This is a genomic window from Martinezella paranaensis, assembly GCF_014200235.1.
GTDB classification, from domain to species: domain Bacteria; phylum Pseudomonadota; class Alphaproteobacteria; order Rhizobiales; family Rhizobiaceae; genus Rhizobium; species Rhizobium paranaense.
In genome coordinates this window covers 1-1,160 of the sequence record NZ_JACHBI010000050.1, presented here as the reverse complement: position 1 = coordinate 1,160, position 1,160 = coordinate 1, and the positions used below count along the sequence as shown (strand labels likewise).

Genomic DNA, 1,160 nt, shown 5'->3' with positions numbered 1-1,160 from the left:
ATACCAAAGCTCGATGATTAGAACTCATTGGCCCATTTCCTGCGTCCGATTGACATGATGCGCCAAGGCTGGCGTTGAAGCTTGCGCCATGCATCACAGCAGTGGTCGACGATGTCCTCGTAGGAATTGAAGACGCGGTTGGAGAGCCAATTTTCGCGCATGAACTGCCAGAGGTTTTCAACGGGATTGAGTTCGGGAGACTTCGCTGGCAACGGCAGGATGGATATGTTGTCCGGCACAATGAGATTGTTCGATAAATGCCAGCCCGCCTGATCCATGATCAGGACGGCGTGAGCGTCATTGGCAATATGGCGGGATATCTCGATCAAATGCTGGTTCATGGCATGCGTATCGCACCATGGCATAACGAGGGCTGCGGCCTTGCCAAGTTTCGGGCAGATCGCACCGAAGATATAAGCGGACCTGGTCCGCTGATCATGGGGAGCAGATGGCCGTGTCCCTCGCTTGGCCCACCGCCTGGTGATCTTGTTCTTTTGGCCGATGCGGGCCTCATCTTGGAACCAAATTTCTATTCGCTTGCCTGTGGCGGCCCCGGCGGCGATTTCCCCCACTGCGGCGGGAAAGTTTTTTTAAATTCTTCAATCGCGTTGGGGTCTTGCGCATGATGCTTGGGGCGGGCGCTCAGTTTGCGATAACCCAGGGCATTGAGTTCGCGCCCAAGCGTCTGGCGACTGATGGAGATGCGATGCTCCTGCCAAAGCCACTGGGCCAGATCGACCAGTCGCCAGCGCACAACGCCATCGAGATAAGGAACCGGACCTTTTTCAACCGCATCAATCAGTGCCTTGCGCTGCGGCTCATTCAAAAGCGGCTCACGTCCCTTCGCCTTGCCCGTTTTCAGCCCTTCCGGACCATGCAGATTGAAACGCTCGACCCAGTCACGGACGATCTGCAAACCGACCCCGCCCAGCGATGCTGCCTGGCTGCGGGAACCCCCGTCGTAAATGATCGACAAGGCTATCAATCGCCGCGACAAATCCGCATCTCGGCTTTGCCTTGCCAGCCGACGCAGGTCGTCAGCCGTATAATCTCCACGAATGGCCAATGCTGTTCCCATGGCGAAATCTCCTTTCGCCATGTTGAATCATGATTTGCCCAAAAATGGAATCGCGTGAGTCGACCTCATCAGGCTTCGGTAT

General features: G+C 55.9%; 1 protein-coding gene. It reads right to left on the bottom strand.

Translation table 11 applies throughout. The features are described from left to right. Positions 1 to 17: 17 nt before the first annotated feature. Positions 18 to 1,099 (bottom strand): IS630 family transposase gene (locus GGD50_RS32520; RefSeq protein ID WP_107106966.1). Its coding sequence is split into 2 segments (ribosomal slippage): positions 18 to 560 and positions 563 to 1,099, totalling 1,080 coding nucleotides; the frame shifts between segments, so codons are not numbered across the junction. Positions 1,100 to 1,160: the final 61 nt, after the last annotated feature.